Source organism: Sphingobium sp. GW456-12-10-14-TSB1 (genome assembly GCF_059424385.1).
The window spans coordinates 2,992,802-3,012,715 of sequence record NZ_JBWKZI010000001.1 but is presented as its reverse complement, the minus strand read 5'-3'; the positions used below and the strand labels follow the sequence as shown (position 1 = coordinate 3,012,715).

Genomic DNA, 19,914 nt, shown 5'->3' with positions numbered 1-19,914 from the left:
TTCATCCTACTCCACGATGTCGCCGCGCAGCAGGAATTTGGTATAGGCCACCGTCCCTACGAAGCCTACCATCGCCAAAAGCAGGGCCGCTTCGAAAAAGACGGTCGTGCCTTCCCTGATGCCGAACAGGATGATGAGGGCGATGGCGTTGATGACCATCGTGTCCAGCGCCAGAATGCGATCCGTTGCAGTCGGTCCCCGCAGCAGCCTGTAGAGGTTGAGCAATACCGCAAGCGCTATACAGGCCAGGGCAATCATGAGCGCCGCATCGATCATCGGAATATCTCCATCAGCCGCTTTTCGTAACGTGCCTTGATGCGGGCGACCTCAGCCTGCGGATCGCTGCTGTCCAGCGCGTGAACGAGCAGATGGCGCCCGTCCGTGGCTATGTCGGCGGACACCGTGCCCGGAGTCAGGCTGATCGTTCCGGCCAGCACGGTGATCGCCTCGGCCGACTGAAGGTCCAACGGGATGTTGAGCCAGCAGGACCGCAGATCGCGGTTGCGGCGGAACAGGATAAGACGCGCGACATGGAAATTGGCAACGATGATATCACCAATTACCAGCAGCACATAAGCGATGAGCCGCCAGCCATATTGCACCGACGGACGGTCCGGCCAGAAAGGAGCGGTGAACAACGGCACCAGCATCCCGAAGACGGCGCCCAGAACGAAGCCGCCAAAGCTCAGATCGTTGAGCACCAGCATCCACATGGTCACCAGTAGCAGGGTCAGTCCGGGGTGGGGGAAAAGACGCCTCATCTACCCACCCTCCCGTCTTCTGATCCCAGCACCGAGCGGACATAGCCCGCAGTGTCGAAAATCTGCGCGCTCGTGGCTTCCATATAGGCAGTGGCCGGGCCGGCAAGCACGGTGAAGGCCGCCAGCAAGGCGAGTAGGAAGCACGCTGGCAACGCTTCCACCGCGCGAGGCACCGGACGGTCGTCCGCTATCGGCGGACTGGCGTCCTCTTTCCAGAACAGCGTGCTGCCGGCACGCGCCAGACCGATGAGCCCCAATAGGCTGGTTCCCAACACCATGACCCAGATCGCGACCATGTAGGGAGAAGCGGCAGCGGCCTGCAGGATCAGCAGCTTGCCGATGAAACCGGAAAGCGGCGGCAGCCCGACGAGCGCTACGGCGACGGCCAGGAACTGGAATCCCAACCAGCCTTGACCCTTGTAATGCGGTGTGGGCACGATGGCGCCGCCTTCGATGCCGCGCCAGCGGACGATGAGATCGATGGTCAGAAAAAGAAGGGCCGCCGAAATCGTGGTATGCGGCAGATAATAAAGCGCGGCCGCCATGCCGGGCTCGTCGAACAAGGCGATGGCAGTGAGCAGCGTTGCAGTCGAGCCGATCAGGGCGAAGGCGGCCAGATCACCCAGCCCGCGCGCCGCGAGCAAGCCGACGAACCCGATCAGCATGGTGCCGAGCGCGGCCGGCAGCAGGAACATGCTGGCACCATCGCCGAAGATCAGAGGTATCGTGCGGATGATGGCATAAGCGCCCACCTTGGTCATGATCGCGAACAGCGCGGCGACTGCGGGGGCGGCTGCCGCATAAGTGCGCGGCAGCCAGAGGTGCAGCGGCAGCAGTGCTGCCTTCAGACCGAAGACCACCGTCAGCAGCAACCCGCCAGCGCGAAGCAACCCCTGGTCTCCGGCGGGCAGCGCCGCCGCGCGCGCCGCCATGTCGGCCATGTTGAGCGTACCGGTCACGCCGTAGAGCAAGCCAAGCGCGATCAGGAACAGGGTGGATCCGATCAGGTTGACGATCACATACTGGACCCCGGCGGTCAGCCGCCGCGCGCCCTGTCCATGCAGCATCAGGCCATAGGAGGCGATCAGCAGCACTTCGAAGAAGACGAAGAGATTGAACAGGTCTCCGGTCAGGAACGCGCCGTTGACGCCGAGCAGTTGGAACTGAAACAGCGCGTGAAAATGCCAGCCCTTGCGGTCGAGACCCGTCAGAGTGGCGTGAACCGCGACCGCAAGCCCGAGCAGTGCGGTCAGCAGCAGCATCAGCGCGGACAGCCGGTCCAGCACCAGCACGATACCGAAGGGGGCCGGCCAATCTCCGAGCGCATAAGCAATGACCTCACCGGAGGCAGCCTGCACCATCAGCGTGATCGCCAGCGCGACGAGGCCCATGATCGACGCGATGGAAATGATTGCCCCGATCCAGCGGTAGCGGAGCCAGAACAGCAATGTCGCGGTTCCGGCGAAGGCGGGCAGCAGCAGCGGGCCGACAATCAGCGCATCGATCACGACAGCGCCTCCGGGTCAGGCTCGGGCGGATCAGCCTCGATCATGCCGTCAACCTGATCGGTACCGGTTTCCAGGAAACTGCGCAGCGACAGCACCACCGCCAGGGCCGTCATCCCGAAGGAGATGACGATGGCCGTCAGCACCAGCGCCTGCGGCAGTGGATCGGTATATTCGGTCAGCCCCTTTTCGTAGAGCGGCGGTCGATTCACCACCAGGCGGCCGATGGCGAACAGGAACAGGTTGATAGCATAGGACAGCATGGCGAGGCCCAGCACCACCGGGAAGGTCCGGCCGCGCAGGCAAAGATAGATGCCAGCCATGGTCAGCACGCCGATCGCCGACGCGACGAGAAATTCGATGCTCATGCGTCCGCCTCCCGCAGCTTCGCGGGATCGATGTCCATCGGGCCTTCATCCCCGTCCCCGTCGCCTTCGGCGCGCTGGGCGACGCGGCTGAGTTCCGCGAGCGCGAGCATCACCGCACCGACAACCGTCATGGCAACGCCGATGTCGAACATCATCGCGGTCGCCAGCTCGAACGTTCCGATCAGCGGCAGGGTGAAATAGCCGAACGAACTGGTGAACAACGGCGCACCGAAAAAGAGTGAACCAAGCCCCGTGAGCGCGGCGATGATGACGCCCAGGCCGATCAGCAGATGCTCGTCGATCCGGCGCCTCTGGTCGGCCCATTCGAAGCCCGACGCCATATATTGCATCAGCATCGCGATCGACACGACGAGGCCGGCAATGAAGCCGCCGCCGGGCATGTTGTGGCCGCGCAGGAAGATGTAGAGGCCGATCATCGTCGCCAGCGGCAGCAGCAGCCTTGCGGCCACGGCGAACATCATCGGGTGGCGCTCCGGCGATCGGGGCAGGTCCGCGATCCATGCGCGCAGCCTTCGGCCCGAAACGCCGCGAGTGGCGGGCTGCAGCAGCGCGAAGATGGTGAGCGCGGCGATGCCCAGCACGGTGATCTCCCCGAACGTGTCGAAGGCGCGGAAATCGACGAGGGTCACGTTGACGACGTTGGTGCCGCCGCCATGGGCATAGCTGTTGGCCCAGTGATAGGCCGAAATCGGATCGTTGGGCACCCGCGTCATCACCGCCCAGGCGGCAAGGCCCGTCGCCGTTCCGCCCGCCAGCCCGATCAGGCCGTCGCGCAGTCTCCGGCCGTTGCTTGACAGCCGTGCCGGTTTCTTGGGCAGCAGGTTGAGGGCGAGCAGGAGCAGCAGGATCGTCACGACTTCCACTGAAATCTGCGTCAGCGCCAGGTCGGGCGCCGACAGGTAGATGAAGGCCAGCGAGATGATGAGACCGATGACGCTGATATAAATCAGGGTCAGGAAACGCTGCCGCTGCGCTTTCACCACTGCGCCCACAGCTGCCAGCAGCAGCAGCCAGGCGACGATCGCGACTGGCGGCGCAGCGATGGTGGCGCGCGTGCCCGGCGCATAGCCGCCGGTCCAGACCCCCGCCGATCCGAGCGCGATCGCAACGATGAACAGCAAGCCAAGCTGGCGCTGCAGCGACCCGTTATGGATCGTGGTCGTTATCGCCCGGGCATGGCGGACCAGCACATCCACGGCGGCTTCGAACAGCCACTTGGCGTCGGGCAGGCGCATCGCGTCCCATAAGCGCTGGAGCAGGCCGTGCCTCCACAGCATCGCCGCGCCGACGGCCACGGCCACGATGCTCATGCCCAGCGCCAGGGTAAGCCCATGCCAGAGCGCGGGCTTGAACGGCGGCGCGGTCCCGCCGGTTGTCGCTGCGGCCGCAGGTGCGACCAGATCGGAGGTCAACGTCTGAGGGAACAACCCCATCAGCACGGTGAGCAGGACCAGCAGCGCGGACGGCGCCCACAGCCCGACCGGCGGATCGTGCGGCCTGGCCGGATAGGACGGGCGGCGCTGGCCCAGATAGAGGTGGAAGATGTAGCGCAAGGAATAGGCGACGGAGAGCGTCGCGCCGACCACCGCCAGCAGAGGCAGCAGCCAGTGCTGGCCGGCCCAGACGATATGGGCCGTCTCCTCCAGCATCATTTCCTTCGACAGGAAGCCCCCCAGCGGCGGCAGCCCTGCCATGGACGCGGCAGCGACGATCCCCAGCGTCGCGGTGACCGGCATCAGGCCGGCAAGGCCGCCAAGCAGCCGGATGTCGCGCGTTCCTGTCTCATGATCGACGATACCGGCATTCATGAACAATGCGGCCTTGAACAGGGCGTGATTGAGCAGATGGAAGACCCCGACCATAGCCGCTGCGGGCGTGCCGAGGCCGAACAGCATGGTGAGAAGGCCGAGATGGCTGACCGTGGAATAGGCGAGGATGGCCTTCAGGTCGTGACGGAACAGCGCGATGGCCGCGCCCAGAACCATGGTGACGAGGCCCGTCGTGCTCACCAGGTAGAACCACAGGTCCGTGCCCGACAGCACTGGCCAGAAACGGGCGAGCAGGAACACGCCGGCCTTCACCATCGTCGCGGAATGAAGATAGGCGCTGACCGGCGTCGGCGCCGCCATGGCGTGCGGCAGCCAGAAGTGGAACGGAAACTGTGCCGACTTGGTGAAGCAGCCGATCAGGATCAGTACCAACGCGGGCGGATAGAGCGCGGAAGCTCGGATCGTGTCCCCGCTCGCCAATATGTCGGCCAGCTCGAACGACCCGGCGATCCGGCCCAGCAGCAGCAGCCCCGCGATCAGCGCCAGTCCGCCGCCGCCCGTTACCGCCAGTGCCATGCGCGCGCCTTGCCGGCCCTCTGGCTTGTCGCTCCGAAAACCGATCAGCAGAAAGGAAGATAAGCTCGTCAGTTCCCAGAAAATCAGCAGGAGCAGAATGTTGCCGGACAATGCGATACCCAGCATTGCGCCCTGGAACAGCAACAGCAGAGCCAGAAAGCGGCCCATGGCCTCTTCGGCGGGAAGGTAGAAGCGGGCATAGATGACGATCAGCACCCCGATGCCCAGGATGAGGGCTGCAAACAGCCAAGCCAGCGCATCGACCCGCAAGCTGAGATCCAGCCCAAGCGCGGGCACCCAGTCCACCCGAATCTGCGCGACATCGCCCGCCAGCACCGAAGGCGCCAGCATGGCGAGCAGTGCCAGACCGACCAGAGCAGGCGCGGAGGCAATCCCAGCCAGCAGGTTGCGATGCGCGTGCCCCGTGATCGACGTCAGCAGCGCGCCGATAAAGGGAAGCAACGCTAGGAGGACCAAAGACAAAAACTTCTCCCTGCGCGATGCTTGCGAAGAGCGTCGCGATTGCGATCGTTGATGACGCGGAGCCTCTGTTTTCGCCTTCCGCCATCGGTGAAGCAAGCTCAAACGGTCAGCCGCCGCACAAATCAGTCAGCATTCAGAGCTCAACCCTGCCCAAGCGTTGGAACAGATTGGGGACAGGCTGCGTCCGTGCTGATAGCGTATGGCTGGGGCCAAGGTCGTTAAACCCCTTAGGCGCAGGAAGAGGTAATGGCAGGACAAGCCCAACAACCGTCAGCGAATGGACGCGCACGCCTCGTTCATTTGGTTATTCTCGCAGTTCTTGAATTGGTGATGGCAGGCGAACTGGTCTTTCTGGTTCTGGATGAACGATGGCTTCATGTTTTCCTCGTGCTTGCCATCATGATAACGATGATGTCGCCATTTATATTGAAGCCGCGCTGGCGCAGCCATATACCCTTTGAGCTACAGATTTTGGCGATAATCTTCGTCTTCGCCACGCTCTTTCTCGGCGAGGTGCGTGACTACTATGAACGCTTCTGGTGGTGGGATCTGCTTCTGCATGCCACGGCGGGGCTGCTTCTGGGCCTGCTGGGTTTCATGATCGTCTACATCCTCAACGAAGACCAGCATGTAGACCTCTATATGCGTCCATCCTTCCTCGCCCTTTTCGCGTTCTTCTTCTCGCAGGGGATCGGTGCTTTGTGGGAGATTTTCGAGTTTGCGATGGATCAGATTTTCGGGATGACCATGCAGAAGCCCATGCTCGGAGATCCATCGGGCCTGACCGACACGATGTGGGATCTCATCGTCAATGCACTTGGCGCGGCAGTCATCAGCCTTGGGGGCCTACGCTACCTGATCCGCGTGAGATCGTCATATGTGGACAGTTGGGCACGACGCTTCATCGAGCGCAACCCGCAGATCTTTGGAGACTGAGTGACTGCGGCGTATCGCACACTGCCCCGTCGCGCCGACATCGCACGATCAATCAGGGAATGCCGAGGATTGCATCGTCCGCTGTCTGGCGAGACACAGGACTCGGGGAGGACATCATGAAGATCCGACGCATTGCCATTGACACTCATCCTGAAAATACCGCCTTTTTGTCGCGCAGCGGCAACGGATATTCGCCGGAGCAATTTCAGGCGCTTCGGAAGATCGAGATCGGCAACGGAAACGTGTCTATCCTGGCCACACTTGCCATTGTTGACGACGCATGCCTGTTGCAGCCTGGGGAAATCGGGCTGGGCGAACAGGCGTTTCGTCGGCTCGGACTGGCAGAGGGAAGCGAAGTCTCCTTCCGGCAGGCTCCTGTGCCCCATAGCCTCGAGCATGTTCGCCGCAAGATTGACGGCGACACCCTCGACGACACCGAAATTCGTGAAATCATCAACGACATCGCCGCTTACCGCTATTCGCCAATGGAAATTGGGGCATTCCTGGTTGGCTGCGCCAGCTTCATGACCACCCAGGAAACACTGGCGCTGACCAGCGCCATGGCGGGTGTCGGCAGGCGCATGCGCTGGGGCAGCGACGTTGTGGTCGACAAGCATTGCATAGGCGGAATACCGGGAAACCGCACCTCCATGATCGTCGTCCCTATCATCGCTGCTCATGGCCTGACCATGCCAAAGACATCTTCGCGAGCAATCACCTCGCCTTCCGGCACGGCAGACACCATGGAGGTTCTTGCGGCGGTAGACCTTGCGGAAGAAAAGCTGATCTCGGTGGTCGAACAGCATCATGCGGTCCTGGCCTGGGGCGGGCGGGTCAACCTGTCCCCGGCTGACGACATCCTCATCACGGTCGAACGTCCGCTGCGGATCGATACTTTCGACCAGATGGTGGCATCGATCCTGTCAAAGAAGGTCGCGGCCGGCTCGACGCACCTCCTTATCGACATCCCGGTGGGACCCAGCGCCAAGGTTCGATCCCAGCGCGAGGCCATCCGCCTGCGCAAACTGTTCGAACATGTCGCGCACAAGCTCGGCCTGGTGTTGGAGGTCATTTTCACGGATGGGACGCAACCCGTCGGGCGGGGCGTTGGCCCCGTCCTTGAAGCGCGCGATGTGATGGCCGTGTTGCGGAATGACGAAGATGCTCCCGAAGATCTGCGGGAACGTTCGTTGATGCTGGCGGGCCGAGTTTTGGAATTCGATCCTGGCTTGAAGGGTGGTCGCGGTTACGCCCGAGCCATGGAACTGCTCGGATCGGGCAAAGCGCTGGCGGCGATGGAACGGCTCATCGACGCGCAAGGGCGCCGCAAGGAGGTGCTGGAACCTGCCAAGTTCATCCACGAAGTCCGCGCCACGACCCGCGGTACGGTAACTTCGATCGACTGCCATTTGATCGCTCGTATCGCCCGGCTGGCAGGCGCGCCGATGGACAAGGGGGCGGGTATTGATCTTTTACGCAAGGTCGGTGAACCCGTGCGGAGGGACGAAGCGCTCTACCGCATTCACGCGGAGTCAGAGACGGGGTTGGGCTACGCTCGCGACCTGGCTTTGACGTCGTCCGGTTATGCGGTGACGCCATGAATGCGGCCGTGTTCGCTTTTGCCGAGAGCATTCGGCAGGCATCTGACCTTGCCAAGCAATGTCAGGTCCCCTTCGTTCCGATCGAAGCGCGCAGCTTTCCCGATGGAGAAAGTCTCGTTAGGGTTCATGGAGACGCGCCAACGGCGCTGTTGTTTCGATCGCTTGATGATCCGAATGCAAAGCTGATAGAATTGTTGTTTGCAGCATCCGCCCTGCGCGACAACGGTGCAAAGCGGGTGATACTTGTTGCCCCCTACCTTGCCTATATGCGTCAGGACATGGCCTTTCGGGCCGGTGAAGCGGTAAGTCAGCAAGTCATCGGACGCCTGCTGGCGAGTTGGTTCGACGGCGTGCTCACGGTCGATCCGCATCTCCATCGCATCGCCAACCTTGGCGAAGTGATGGATGCTACTCCGGCGGTTGCGATTTCTGCGGCTCCGGCCCTTGTGCAAGCAATCGCCAGTGACCTTGATCCGCGAACTGTGTTGGTTGGCCCGGACAGCGAATCCCGCCAATGGGTGGAAAGCATTGCGCGCCCGTTGCGACTTGAGTTTCTCGTGGGCGAGAAAGTTCGCCGCGGCGACCGCGAGGTCGCGCTTGCGATCGCCGATATCTCCAAAGTGCGCCAGCGGCCGGTCATCCTGATTGACGACATGATCTCGAGTGGCACGACCTTGATTGCCTGCGCCCGTCTGTTACGCGAAGCAGGCGCTACGAACATACAGGCGGTGGCGACGCATTCACTTGCCTCGAATGCGGACCTTGCACGGCTGGCGGAGGAAGGGATCACCGGCTTCCGAGCCACGGACTCAACCTCAAGTTCCGCCTCCTCGATCCCGTTGGCCGGAGTGTTGGCGGAGGCAATCCGAAACCAGGGCTGGCTGCTTTAGCTGAGCGAGACCATCGGCATTTGCGCGAGGTCAAGGCAGATCATCTCAAGTTAAGAGTCTTCTGTGGTTGCCGCCCGTGAGGCAAGAAGTATTTGAACCGGTGAACAGGTGATCGAGCGCGGTCTTCTGTCAGGCCTTTGATTGCAGCGTTTTCCAGAAGCCGCTGGCCGGTATGGTGATCCGCGGATCAGGTCCAAATCTGATTCACGAGCTCGAAACTCGGGACTCTTAACTGGTTTTCCTGATCCAGATCTGTTCGATCATTTTGCCCATTCGGGTCGTCGCCTTCTCACTCCCCCTTACCAGCTTGGGCCTTGCGCAGCCTTTCTATCAGGCGGCGATTGCCGTTGCCGGGGTTCGATAATCTTCCTGTTTCGTCAACATCGCCCAGATCATCCGGGCCATCTTGTTGGCCAATGCGATTGCCACCAGCATCCGTGGCTTGCGCGCCAGCATGCGGGCTAGCCACGATGTTTCTGAGATCGATTTTCGGCCCATCCAGTTCAATCGCGACATGGCGCCCATGATAAGCAGCTGGCGAATGTCGCTTTGCCCGGCTTTGGAGACGCGGCCATGACGGGTCTTGCCTCCGCTCGAATGCTGTTTCGGCACCAATCCCAGCCAAGCGGCAAAGTCCCTGCCGCATTTGAAGCTCTCCATTGGCGGGGCAAACGCTTCGACTGCCAGAGCCGTCATCGGCCCCACTCCAGGCATGGTCTGTAGCCTTCGAGCCATGTCTGCTTGCCCTGCCAGATCCTTGATCCGGCGGTCGCTTGTCGCAATCCGCACGGTCATTGCTTCGATCTGCTCCAGCAAATCGCGGCATTCAATCCGGGCAATCTCAGGCAGATCGCTGTTGGGCTCGGTGATGATCGCGGCGATCCGGGACACGTTATTGATGCCCTGCGGCACCACATGACCGAGCTCGTAAAGAAAAGCGCGCAGCATGTTGACCAGTTCGGTGCGCTGCTGAACTAGCCGGGTCCGCGCCCGGAACAGCATTGCCCGACCTTGCTGCTCGGCTGATTTTGGCTCGACGAAGCGCATTTCCGGTCTCTGGGCGGCGATCACGATCGCCTCGGCGTCTGCCGCATCATTCTTCTGCCGCTTCACAAACGGCTTCACGTATTGCGGCGCAATCAGCTTCACCTCGTGGCCCAGGCTGGTCATCTCGCGGGCCCAGTAATGCGCGCTGCCACAAGCCTCCATCACAACCACCGCACGAGGCTGCTCGGCCATAAACTTGAGGAAACTCTGCCGCGACAGCTTTTTACAAAACCGAAGCTGACCTGTCATCGACGCGGCATGCAGCTGAAAAACAGCTTTTGCCAAATCAACCCCGATCATCATATCCTTTGTCACGGTTGCCGTCCTTTCCGCTCAGTGGCCTTTCAACACCACTATCTTGGCACATTGCGATGCCGTCTGGGGAGGGCGGCAACCACCCCATCTGACTCGAAACTATCGGCTGTATTTTCATAGACGTACGATGCGTCGAGTGAGGAGCTGGACGGAAGCGGTGAACAGCCAGCAGCGGGCCGATGCGAGGGTCTGTTCGAAGTCCTTTGCAAGGCGACGGTTGCGGCCGAGCCAGGCGAATGTCCGCTCGACCACCCAGCGTCGCGGCAGGATTTCGAAGCCCTTTGCCCTGTCGGACCGTTTGATGATCTCGATGGTCCACTGCCCGAGCCGGGCGAGGCTACCCCTGAGCTTCTTCCCGGCATAGCCGCCATCGGCGAAGACGTGCCGCAGCCATGGGAACGAGCGGACGATCTCGGCCAGCAGCAGCGGAGCACCGTCACGGTCCTGGATATCGGCGGTGTGGACCACGGCATGAACCAGATTACCTTCGGTATCGGTCACGATATGACGCTTGCGCCCCTTGATCTTTTTACCTGCATCATAGCCCTGCGGACCTCCGCTTTCGGTCGTCTTGACGCTTTGGCTGTCGATTACACCGGCACTGGGCGAAGCCTCACGGCCCTGGGCGGTGCGTAGGTCTTGCAGCAGATAATGGTTGATCCGTTCCCACAGGCCCGCATCGCGCCATAAGTAGAACCAGCGCTGCACGGTCGAGGCCGGCGGAAAACAGGGGGGCAGCATCCGCCAGGGCAACCCGCCGCGAAGCAGGTAAAGGATCGCCTCGACAATGCGCCGGACTGGCCATTTGCGAGGCCGCCCAGTCTGCGATGGCGGCGGGAAAAAGGGCTCCAGAACGGCCCACTCACCATCGGTCAAATCGCTTGGCAGGGCGAGGCCTTTGCGCGAATGATGCGCGCGGGTGGTATCGGTCCACATCGCTGATCTCCGGAAGTTCTTCGCAAAACCTCCTGAATCAACGGCAAGGCACGGCGTCAAGCTAACCTGCTGATATCACCCACCTTAGTTTCGGGTCAGACACTAAGCTATCCGCTGCCCGGTTCAATTTTCTCGTATCCAAGCCCAGAATGTGAGACAATTCGAAATATAACAAATAGAAATTCCCAGTCTGGGGCGTAGGGAGAGAGGTTTCCTATGGACAGGCCACGCCATATTTCCTTGTTGCGATGCCTGCTCGCCCTGTGCCTGTTGCTTGGTTTTTCGCAGCCATTCGCCCGGGCTGAGCGACTGGCGACCGACCGGGGAGTTCCCGTACTCACGATCGACGGAGCGATAGGTCCCGCCACCGCCGACTATGTCTCTGGTGGGATCGCCTCGGCCGCAGAAGCGGGCGCGCCAATGATCGTAATCCGCATGGATACGCCCGGCGGCCTCGACACCTCGATGCGGGAGATCATCCGTGCGATCGTCAACGCGCCAATGCCGGTGGTGACATATGTCAGCCCCAGCGGCGCACGTGCCGCAAGTGCCGGGGCGTTCATCCTGACGGCCAGTCATGTTGCAGCAATGGCGCCGGGCACCAATGTCGGGGCAGCCACTCCTGTACAATTGGGCGCGCCGGGCGTCACCCCTGCGACCAATCCAAAAAAGGAGGAAGGTGACAAAGCTGCAGCCGACGAAACTGCCGGCCCGAAAACCGGAAGCGCAAGCGAAGCCAAGGCGCTCAATGATGCCATCGCCTATATCCGTTCGCTGGCGGAAATGAGGGGCCGCAATGCGGATTGGGCGGAAGCGGCTGTGCGCGATGCGGCGAGTCTCTCGGCCCAGGCTGCACTGGCGCAAAAAGTCATCGATATCGTCGCTCGCGACAACAATGATCTGCTCGTTCAACTGAATGGGCGCAGTGTGAAAATGGGCGGCGGCGAGGTGCGCCTCGACACCAGCAACCTGGCACTCAATGATGTCGAACCCAATTGGCGAACGCGCCTGCTGGTGGCGATCACGTCTTAGCGGAACCAATTAAGGTGCGAATTATCGGTCATATGGCCACATAAAAGATCATCTCGGACTCAATTAGGCTTAAACGCGGGATGGTTTGGACTCAATTAGACTGACGCGATTTTGCCGGAAGCCAACGCGAACATCGCCTCTCCCCTGAGGAAGATCAAGTCTTGGTGCCCATCCTCCAGTATGGTGCGGATCCCAGCGTCCTCCAGTGATTGCGCCAGTTCCAAACTCGGGGCCCCGAACTCGCAACCTAGCCCCTTCAACGTCACGTAATCCCTCTCGAAAGCCTCCACCGATTCGAGGGAGGGCGCGTTGCTCGATTTGTCGTCCGCTGACCGGCGCCGAACGAAGCGCACGATCCCACGTCGCCGCAGCGCTTGCAGCGTCCCTGAGGTCACGCCGAGCCGTTTCCGCGCTTCCGGATTGGAAAGCGAGCTTTCGTCCCATCCCGGCCGCTCAACAGGGCAAGCGGCGCGAACCTCATCCCGGTGGACGAGAATGGCGGCCAGGCCGGACTGACCATCGCGCAGTCCAGCAACGCTCATCCGCTTCTCCCGGAGGGCCCTGTAGACCGCGACCCACGTGCGCCGAAGCCGACGCACCTCAAGTAGTGGCACAAAGGTCTCGGGGACATCCACGAAAACCGGGGCACCCGCTGCCAGGTCCATGAATCCGAGCGCGCCGATAGTGTCGTAGCGATATGTGTTGTGGCGATTTCGCACCGCACCATCGAGCCTGTCTACGGGATCCTTGTGCATCATGCTCTGGAGCTGTCCGCGGGTGAGGCCGAGAACAGCGGCAAGGTCTTCGCTACGGCCATGTTCTACATGTTGCCTTGCCCGGTTCAGGGCATCACGAAAGGCCGAGCCAGCAGGTTCAGGGCTCCGGAGCGAATGCCGAGAGCGCCCGACCTCATCGAGGTTCAGTCCGAACATGGAGCTGCCGTGCACTTCCCGAAGGGCACCCGCCGCATGTTCGGCCATTCGCTCTTTGAAAGGTGTGAGGCCTTCCTCGTCCCGCCTCTCCAGCCATTTAAGCAGATCGCCATATATCTCGCCCGCATTTCTGCGGCGACCAGCCGCGGCTCGCCTGTCAAATAGAGCATCAATCTCGCTCCACCCTGAGTCCAGCAGAGTCGCCCCGAGTGACGTCATCCCCATCCGTTCACGCGACTCCAGGCGGCGCACCTCAGCCACTCGGGAACCCTTCGCCTCCAGAAGCCCAACCCTGAGCGCGAGACTGGTGACGGACCGAATCGAAAGGCCGTGCGCCCACCACGGGCGCGGCCCACCTCTGACCATGCGAAGCACGTCCGCATCATAGCCCGTCGCCGGTTCTTCCGCTGGCCCTGCGAGATCGAGGGCGCACCTGCAGCGATCCGGCCTTATGTTGATAACGTGGGACGACACGCCGCAGTCAGGGCATTGCCTTAGCAGAGGGATGTTGTGCGTCGGACAGCCATCGATCCCGTCAAGATCCCACCAGAAGCGACGATAGGGTCGGCATTCCAGCGGTCCATCCAATGATTCCCGATCCTCGAGGAGACAAGCCGGGCAGACCTTGCCGGTTGATCCGGGCCCCACTCCAAGCTTGCCGCCACGCTCGAGCAGGACCTCGCCCAACATGTAACCGCGGGTGGTGCGCACCGGAGTGGATGCTGCGATAGCTTCCAAGCCGATTCCAGAAAGGCGTGCGACGACATCGAGATGCTGACCCGTAGGGACGCTCTTAGCGAGCACGGCGGGGCAGTGAGGGATCGTCTTTAGGAAACTTTGGACGGTCTCGCAGCCCCGTCGCACGGCTAGACGGCGCAGCAGGGAGCTCGCCGCCTCACCTTCACGAAAACGGACGGTGAGCGGCGCCAAAGTGACGCGGTCAAGATCGATCGCGAGTGCGGCCATCAGTGTATCGTCGGCAAGTCGCAGCGACGGTATATCAGTTGGCGGCACTCCGGCGGCCCGAACGCCGGGACCACTCCCATCTTTTCCAATGTCCGCCGAATGGCGGTGGAAGACGTGTTCCGATCGCGGGACAGCTCTGCGGCCGTCACATGCTCGTCTAGAAATCGGCGCACCGCGGTGGCGGCCACCTGCCCGCGTTCGGCCTCCCCGAACGCGCCGCACCGGACGAGGCTTCTCACTGCGTCGTGGTGCAGGCCAGATTGACGTGCGATCGCCTCGACGGTCATTCTGTCTCTGGGCTTCCGGAGTGGGGCGAGGTCTGCCTGCCGAACAAGGACGGCGCGGAGCCCGGCCTCAGAGCCTTTCAGGCGGACACGCACGTTGCCCTCGATAATGCCCCGGCAAGCCGCAGCCAGCGGAACCGACATATTCCGGCAGGCCGCGGACAAAGGCACGTTTGCTTGCCGGTCTCCCGGCATCGCGAGCGAGCTGATGATGCCTACCAGCGCAGATGCCTGGTCCCCGGCATCCGGACGGATTGCGGCGCGCAGACCCTCATCGCGGAGGAGTTTCCGCGCCTGAGTGCGGCCAATCGAAAGCAGAGCCGATGGCGGCACGCTCTGCTCCCTGCGGCTCAGCCGCCCCACGGCGGAGGGGTCGAGGGCGAAGGCCACCCCCCGCCGAGAACCAGTCGGTATCGCCCCTGCCTGCTCCAGGGTGCGCCGGGTCCTTTCGTAGCCATAACCGAGGCACTTGGCAGCCGTCTTGGCGGTCATCGTCTCGGGAACATCCCCGCCAAGCCGGTCCTCGTCTCTCGCAATGATGCCGCTCCGAACCGCGTGCTCTCGCACAACGCCAGCCACCAGGCCCGACGTGGCCTGCGAAACGTCGCCCATGCACATCTCAGAGTAGACCCAGCCGTATGCGGCGATCAGGCCCTGGGCCGGCCGCAGATCGTAGCCAGCGACGAGTTCATCCAAAGACTTGAGCAAACCGGCCGGCCAGTCGAGGGCGAGCCGAAGCCCCTGCAGACGATCCGTCACTTCGTCGGCATAGGTGCGCTTCGGCTTCACCGGGCTCCAGGGGAGGCGCGAAGCGCCGAGGAGTTCAGCCGTTCTCACTGCCTCGTCCAGCGCCATGCCGTCGAGGACGGGAACCAACGTCGGATGGCAAAGTGAGAGCCGCCCGAGCACGTATCGGGAGAACGCCGGGTCACCCTCGATGCAGACGCGAGGGCCGTTCGTCGCTCCGCACCGGCAAACCAGAAGGCCGGACTTCCAGTCATGAAGTGATCCGCAGGAGGCACACCGGTCAATCATGCGAACATGATGTTCCGGGCAGACGTCGATTGAACGGATGTCCCACCAGCTCCGGCTAGTCGCCCACCATTCCGCAGGTATCCCGATCTGCCCGGCGTCGTCGGCATCCGTCTGGACGCAGATGGGGCAACGGCGGCGTGAACGGAGAGACCAGTCGCCAAGCTGCAGAACCTCTCCGTGCAGTTCCACCGTCCGACTTCGGGCCCGGATCAGGGGCGACGCTCGAACAACTTCCGCAGCATCCAATCCGGCGCGGTCCGCAAACAGGGCTACCCGGCGACCCGATGTCAGGTCACGCAACGAGGCACCGAAAGACCTTGCGAAGCGCACAGCGTCTCCAGCACCCCAACGGCGCGCGAGCCGAACCATCGCGGCGTGAGCCGGTTCATGCTCCCGCGAGCGTAAGGTAAGGGGAAGGAGGGAGCTCACGGGCCAACTAGGTCCGCGCTGACCGTCGGCGCCCGGGGATCGTCCGGCGGCCGCGCTTCGCCACCTCCTGCGCGGCCTCGGCCTCGGCCGCCGCCGCGCGCTGTGCCGCCCAGATGGCCTTGACCCTATCCGCCCGGCACAGAAGTGGATTGTCCTCGCGAAGAACCGGTGGCTTCGGTTTCACCGGATCCTTCATCACGTCCCGGTCGAAGTCGATGTCCTCCGGCTCCTGATCCTTCCTTCGCAGATCAGCCCAGGTGTCGCCGAGGAGTTTACGATCCAGTGTCCGGCCACCCTCGGCGGCCCTCCGGGCAGCGGCGACGAGCAGCTTGGAGACTATGCCGACATGCCCGCCCGTGGCCACGTATATACGTCTCGCGAGGTCAAACTCATGAAGCCCCGCGAGCTTGCCGAGTCCCAACCTATGGTCAAACACCTGGAGCAGGGTCCTGAAGTTCTTCTGCCCGTCGCCGGTGTCCCACCGGTAGGGCGCCAAGACGATGTCCTCTTCCGTCCGCCGCTCGAGTCCGTAGGTCGAATTGAGCTTCAGCAGCGTGGGCGCCCCCGCCAGAACGAACTGCGCCTTGACGGTGTTGAGCAGCGACACGAGAAACTTGGCGACCCCCTCGGTATCAACTCCGAAGATGCGATCGGCTTCGTCGAGCATGATCATCAAGACGTGGTGCTCGCGCACCAGCCTGGCGATCTCCTCGATGATGTGGGCGGCATTCCAATCCTTGGGAACGTCATGATGCATGCTGCGGAAAATCGCCTCCACCACGCCCTTTTTGGTGCAGGGCGTGGGCATTTCGGCGAGCACGGCCGTGATCCTCAGGCCGTCCTCGTCCCGCACGTCCTTGAACCGTTCCTTGTGCAGCGCGAGAAGAGTGCTCTTGCCGGCACCAGGCTCGCCGGTAACCAGTAGAAGGTGTCCCGCCTGGGGGGCCCGACCGTCCAATGGAAGGCTCCGGAGCTGATGCAGGCGCAGCGCCTTCTGCGCGTTCTTCAGCGCAGGATGGGGAATGATGCCATTCTCCAACTTTGCCGCCACCGTCGCGGCTTCGACCTCGCCCTCGTCATAGCCGTCCGGGAACATCATCCGCCCATCTCCTCAAGCAGCTTCAGCGCTTCCTCATCGATGATCGCGGCGAGAGCGTCGGTGCCTTGCCCGGCGCCCTCAGGGGGGTCATCGCCCTCAGGGTCACTCTCTACCGACCGGTCTGAGCTGGTCTCATCGGTGATCGCCAGCTCCGCAGGCGACGGTGGCGGGAGCAGCGAAGGAACAGGCGAGCTCGCCTGTTCACGCGACGGACCAAACCCCGGGATAGGGGTAAACGTCTCACCCATGTCGCCGTAGCGGGCCCACCGCAGCGCCGACGCCAGCGTGTTCGCGCCTGACAGGGCCGCATCGCGTGTAGCCTCCACGCGAGCGCGCGCCTCATACAGATCGGCGACGCAGGGTTCCTCGTCAGATGCGGCGTGATCGAGAGCATCTCCCTTCCAGATCGCGAACTGCTGCTCGGACACGCCGTCGGTCAGATCGTAATCGAGGTTGCGGATCTCGTGCCAGCCCTCACCCTCCACGAGGATCCAGATGCGCCCAAGGTCGGCCCGGTCGCGGCGGAACGTCCAATACCGCTCCTTCGCCCCAGTCCGCCGGAGGAGCCGCGAGAGCAGCGGCTCGTTTACGTAGATATGCCCTTTGATACGGATCCCAGTGCCGAGTATCTTGCGTTCGAAGATTTCGCCGGTGAGACGGAACGCATGATGGGGGTCGGGTGCAAAGCGCACCCCGAAACGCTCGACCAACATGGCCCAAGCCTCGTCCGGCGTCATTTCCCTACCATGCTTGCGTTTCAGGGCAGGGTGAGGGCGCTGATGGTAGTCGTCCACTATCCACTCGACGATCATCCGGTCGAGCTCAGGTCGTGTGACCCGCGCGCGCTTGGCTGAATTGTAGGTGTCGGCGTTCCAAGCCTTCGTGGAACCCTCCTGCAAGTCGAACACACGGGCGTGAAGCGTCCTGAAGATGCGCTCCACCGCCCCCTTCAGCCACGGCTTCCGCCCCGGAAGGGCGATTGGGTAAACGTGCAGCAGCAGGCACGCCGTCCGAAAGCTGCGGCTCAGGAACTCCTTGCCCCGGTCGCTGATCAGCCATTCAACCAACCCAAAGCAGGGCCAGCCGTTCTTCAATCCCGGAAAGGCCGAAAGGTCCTTCTCATACAGCGCATGTGCCAATGCCCGCTGCACGGTAAGGTAGCTCGGAGGCATGAAACTGACGTGGATGCCGACGATGCACTTCGTCGCGCGGTCAAGCAGCACGGTTATCCAGGGACGGCCGATCGCCTTTCCGTTCTCGTCCACGACGACCAGGTCGACCAGACAATGGTCGACCTCGACTTCCTCGAGCGGACGATCCGGAAGATCGCGCAGCACGAAGATACCGAACTTCAGCCAAGCCGCCTTCTTTCCCTCCCGGGCGGCACAGCGGTCGTAGTCGTCGTAATGGCGCGAGAGAAAACGCCGAAAAGTCCTGCCCGACACGCTCGGGATTTCGAGTTTGGCGCACAGTGACTGGTAGAACTCGAACGCGATCTGCTTGGAGCGCTTTAACAGATCGAGGTAGGCCCCCTTCGCCGCCTCCTCCATCAACTGATAGGTGTCCTTCTCGTCGTCGTTGGCGGCCACTGCATACCGCGGTGTGCGATGACCCCGCTTCTCGAAGGCGGGCATGAGCGCCATCTCGTTGCGACCGGACCCCACCCAGTCGGCATACCACGTGCGGACGGTGGACGGTTTCGGCGACTTCAGGGTCTTGACTGTCACCGCGTCGCCGCCCTGCTCCACCCCATTGCGACGGCGCTTGCCCGACGCCCCGCTGACCGCGGCATCGCGCTCCTCCTGCTGCCAATCAGCTGACATTTCGTCCCAAACAACCGTCACTGCCGCCTTGCATGCGGACAACGCCGTTCGATGCGCGTCGCGGATCTCGTCGACAGCCGTGACGAAGGCGAGCCGGCGCAAGCACTCGCGCTGGCAGTGCGGAGGCCAGGCGTCGAACGCTGACTTGAGCTTCGCGGCCCGGACGTCGTCCATGCCCTCGAGATTGATCGCCCACCTCGTCAGGCGCTGCTCATGATAGGCGTGGACCAATTCCAGATCAGTGACGGTCTCGGTCGTTTCGGAGCCGTGGCGCTGGACCAGCCAACCCCGCCGGATGCGCTTGACGACCTTCAGCAGGTCGTCCGCCGGACCGCCGATCAGGACGGTGTCGCCGACGTTCAGGGCGAGCCGGTTCACCGCCGTACTCACCAGAACACCTCCAATTCGTCGTCTATGGGTGCCGCTAGCGCGATTGCAGCCTCGCGATGCCCGACCAGGCCGAGCAGGCAGTTGCGGAGACGCGTATCCAGGCCGCCCTGCCGGAGTTCGCCCAGACGGCAGGGAGAATTGAAGCCGCGCAGAATGGAGTGGACCAGGCGCGCCTCAATCGGATCGATCGCGGTCGCCGCAGCGTGTATCCAGCGCGCATTACGAAGACGGTGGCCGACCCTGAGGCCTTCGCGAGGACAGAGCCGGTGGACGGCCCCGCGGAGCGCCGACTCTTCCTCAATCGCGTCGATACGGCCCTTAAGCGTCGGATCGGCAGCGAACCGCGCGCCCGGCTTGACCTGGAAGAAACAGCGTTCGCCATGAAGGGACGCGGCGAACACGTCGGGCACGTAGGTGGTCCAGCGGCGCCCGTTGTGAACACGGAAGCGCTCGGGCTGGGTCGTCAGCTCGACCGTCCTGTAGTCGACGTCGAGGATCATGAGCAGGTCGCGCTCGCCCGCGCTTTCGAACACAAGTCGCCTTGAGGTCGTGAGCGACATGAACTCACCGGTGCAGGACTGTGAGCTCGTCCGGCGAGAAGGGTCACGGACAAGGTCAGCGGCGAGGTCCGAAAAGAGGAAGGCGCCTGCGTCGAGCCTGCGGCCCGACGGCGGCACCGGAGGCACGGTCCTCTCGATGGCCACTCCGCTCATCAT

General features: G+C 62.7%; 16 protein-coding genes and 1 pseudogene. 4 read left to right on the top strand and 13 right to left on the bottom strand.

All coding sequences use genetic code 11. The features are described 5' to 3' along the window. Positions 1-6: 6 nt before the first annotated feature. The 5 genes from AC07X9_RS14740 to AC07X9_RS14720 are packed head-to-tail and all read right to left on the bottom strand — an operon-like array spanning position 7 to position 5,483. Positions 7-276 carry a K+/H+ antiporter subunit F gene (locus AC07X9_RS14740; RefSeq protein WP_086485906.1) on the bottom strand — a complete coding sequence of 90 codons (270 nt, stop codon included), beginning with the start codon at positions 274-276 and terminating at the stop codon, positions 7-9. After that, the gene (locus AC07X9_RS14735) at positions 273-761 is read right to left on the bottom strand and encodes a Na+/H+ antiporter subunit E (protein ID WP_086485905.1); all 489 of its coding nucleotides are present in this window, start codon (positions 759-761) and stop codon (positions 273-275) included. The genes AC07X9_RS14740 and AC07X9_RS14735 overlap by 4 nt, the downstream gene beginning before the upstream one ends. Further along, positions 758-2,269 carry a monovalent cation/H+ antiporter subunit D gene (locus AC07X9_RS14730; protein WP_086485904.1) on the bottom strand — a complete coding sequence of 504 codons (1,512 nt, stop codon included), beginning with the start codon at positions 2,267-2,269 and terminating at the stop codon, positions 758-760. Before AC07X9_RS14730 ends, AC07X9_RS14735 begins: the two co-directional genes overlap by 4 nt. Continuing rightward, a complete protein-coding gene (locus tag AC07X9_RS14725) occupies positions 2,266-2,634 on the bottom strand; it encodes a Na+/H+ antiporter subunit C (protein ID WP_176342129.1) in 369 nt (122 codons plus the stop codon). The genes AC07X9_RS14730 and AC07X9_RS14725 overlap by 4 nt, the downstream gene beginning before the upstream one ends. Then, positions 2,631-5,483, bottom strand: coding sequence for a monovalent cation/H+ antiporter subunit A (locus tag AC07X9_RS14720; protein ID WP_086485903.1), 2,853 nt, complete (start codon positions 5,481-5,483; stop codon positions 2,631-2,633). Before AC07X9_RS14720 ends, AC07X9_RS14725 begins: the two co-directional genes overlap by 4 nt. Before the next feature lie 246 nt (positions 5,484-5,729). Between AC07X9_RS14720 and AC07X9_RS14715 the strand changes: the two genes are divergently transcribed. The 3 genes from AC07X9_RS14715 to AC07X9_RS14705 all read left to right on the top strand — a co-directional run bounded on the left by AC07X9_RS14715 (position 5,730) and on the right by AC07X9_RS14705 (position 8,910). After that, on the top strand, positions 5,730-6,419 hold the full coding sequence (locus tag AC07X9_RS14715) for a DUF2238 domain-containing protein (RefSeq protein ID WP_086485902.1): 690 nt from the start codon (positions 5,730-5,732) through the stop codon (positions 6,417-6,419). A 116-nt stretch (positions 6,420-6,535) separates the two neighbouring features. After that, positions 6,536-8,020 (top strand): thymidine phosphorylase family protein, encoded by a 1,485-nt coding sequence (locus AC07X9_RS14710; protein ID WP_254908083.1) that lies wholly within the window; start codon positions 6,536-6,538, stop codon positions 8,018-8,020. Further along, complete coding sequence (locus tag AC07X9_RS14705; protein WP_086485901.1) at positions 8,017-8,910, top strand: ribose-phosphate diphosphokinase; 894 nt, start codon at positions 8,017-8,019, stop codon at positions 8,908-8,910. The genes AC07X9_RS14710 and AC07X9_RS14705 overlap by 4 nt, the downstream gene beginning before the upstream one ends. Before the next feature lie 330 nt (positions 8,911-9,240). Here AC07X9_RS14705 and AC07X9_RS14700 read toward each other — a convergent pair whose 3' ends face one another. Next, the gene (locus AC07X9_RS14700; RefSeq protein ID WP_086485900.1) at positions 9,241-10,260 is read right to left on the bottom strand and encodes an IS110 family RNA-guided transposase; all 1,020 of its coding nucleotides are present in this window, start codon (positions 10,258-10,260) and stop codon (positions 9,241-9,243) included. Between the two features lie 126 nt (positions 10,261-10,386). Then, entirely contained in the window at positions 10,387-11,208 is an 822-nt protein-coding gene (locus AC07X9_RS14695; protein WP_053556532.1) for an IS5 family transposase, read from the bottom strand. A gap of 216 nt (positions 11,209-11,424) precedes the next feature. Between AC07X9_RS14695 and AC07X9_RS14690 the strand changes: the two genes are divergently transcribed. Further along, positions 11,425-12,240 carry a Clp protease/crotonase-like domain-containing protein gene (locus tag AC07X9_RS14690; RefSeq protein WP_254908082.1) on the top strand — a complete coding sequence of 272 codons (816 nt, stop codon included), beginning with the start codon at positions 11,425-11,427 and terminating at the stop codon, positions 12,238-12,240. Positions 12,241-12,335: 95 nt separating this feature from the next. On the opposite strand, the gene AC07X9_RS14685 is transcribed toward AC07X9_RS14690, so the two are convergent. The 6 genes and pseudogenes from AC07X9_RS14685 to AC07X9_RS14660 form a co-directional block, all read right to left on the bottom strand. Then, entirely contained in the window at positions 12,336-14,138 is a 1,803-nt protein-coding gene (locus tag AC07X9_RS14685) for a TniQ family protein (RefSeq protein ID WP_017183229.1), read from the bottom strand. After that, positions 14,138-15,457, bottom strand: coding sequence for a hypothetical protein (locus AC07X9_RS14680; RefSeq protein WP_241763645.1), 1,320 nt, complete (start codon positions 15,455-15,457; stop codon positions 14,138-14,140). Before AC07X9_RS14680 ends, AC07X9_RS14685 begins: the two co-directional genes overlap by 1 nt. A gap of 12 nt (positions 15,458-15,469) precedes the next feature. Then, positions 15,470-15,886, bottom strand: a pseudogene (locus AC07X9_RS14675) (TniQ family protein); the annotation flags it as partial. 7 nt (positions 15,887-15,893) lie between these two features. Continuing rightward, positions 15,894-16,985 (bottom strand): ATP-binding protein, encoded by a 1,092-nt coding sequence (locus tag AC07X9_RS14670; RefSeq protein WP_017183231.1) that lies wholly within the window; start codon positions 16,983-16,985, stop codon positions 15,894-15,896. Next, on the bottom strand, positions 16,982-19,198 hold the full coding sequence (locus tag AC07X9_RS14665) for a TnsB C-terminal domain-containing protein (RefSeq protein ID WP_017183232.1): 2,217 nt from the start codon (positions 19,196-19,198) through the stop codon (positions 16,982-16,984). The genes AC07X9_RS14670 and AC07X9_RS14665 overlap by 4 nt, the downstream gene beginning before the upstream one ends. Next, positions 19,195-19,914 (bottom strand): hypothetical protein, encoded by a 720-nt coding sequence (locus tag AC07X9_RS14660; RefSeq protein WP_017183233.1) that lies wholly within the window; start codon positions 19,912-19,914, stop codon positions 19,195-19,197. The genes AC07X9_RS14665 and AC07X9_RS14660 overlap by 4 nt, the downstream gene beginning before the upstream one ends.